1 protein-coding gene is annotated in these 849 nt (G+C 61.2%); it reads left to right on the top strand.

The features are described from left to right. Positions 1-840: glycosyl transferase (locus NW856_RS12850; protein WP_414400584.1), on the top strand; the 840-nt coding region annotated here is incomplete at its 5' end. Positions 841-849: the final 9 nt, after the last annotated feature.

Consider the following 849-nt stretch of genomic DNA (forward strand, 5'->3'; position numbering starts at 1 on the left):
GCGGAGCTTGTTCGAGAAGAAGCGGATTTCATTCGAGCCCAGGGGGTGCCTTTGGTGTTGGCGGATGTGCCGCCCATTGCTGCGGCGATTGCCCAGGCTGCTGGGATCCCTTGCTGGATGGCCAGTAATTTTGGCTGGGATTTCATCTATCAGGAGTATGGCCCGGAGTTTCAACCGTTTGTGGCCTGGATCCAGGAGCTCTACGGGCAGTGCGACCTTCTATTTCGCCTGCCTTTTAGCGAGAGCATGGTCGCGTCAGCGGTGCGGAGCACTAGCGCCTTCCCGCGTCAGCAGGAGGTGGGGCTGACGGGATCGGATCCCCGCTACGGGCCGGAGGAGGTTGCCGCCCAGTTGGGGTTACACCCGGAGCAACCCAGGGCTTTGTTTACCTTTGGCGGGCTGGGGGTACGGGGGTTTCCTTACGAGCGGCTCCAAGATTTTCCCGACTGGCAGTTTCTCACCTTTGATCCGGAAGCTCCCCCCTTGCCCAACTTGCGGGTTTTGGATGGGCGGGTGTGGCGACCGGTGGATGTGATGCCCCTCTGCCGCTGGGTGGTGTCCAAGCCGGGCTATGGCACTTTGGCAGAGGCCCTGCGCAGCCGCACACCTATGGCCTGTGTTACCCGCTCTGGGTTTGCCGAGTCGCCGTTGCTGGTTGAGGGTTTGCGGCGCTATGGCTGGCATCGCATTCTCTCGCCAGAGGAGTTTTTTCAAGGATCCTGGGACTTTTTGCGGGATCCCGCCCACCCACCCCAGAGGCCGGATGGATTGGATCTGCAGGGGAATGAAACCCTGGCTGCTGCCTTAGAGGCATTCCTGCGGGGAAGGGATGCCGGGTAGCATAAAGGG

It is taken from the genome of Synechococcus sp. R3-13, from assembly GCF_047462195.1.
Lineage (GTDB): Bacteria > Cyanobacteriota > Cyanobacteriia > Thermostichales > Thermostichaceae > Thermostichus.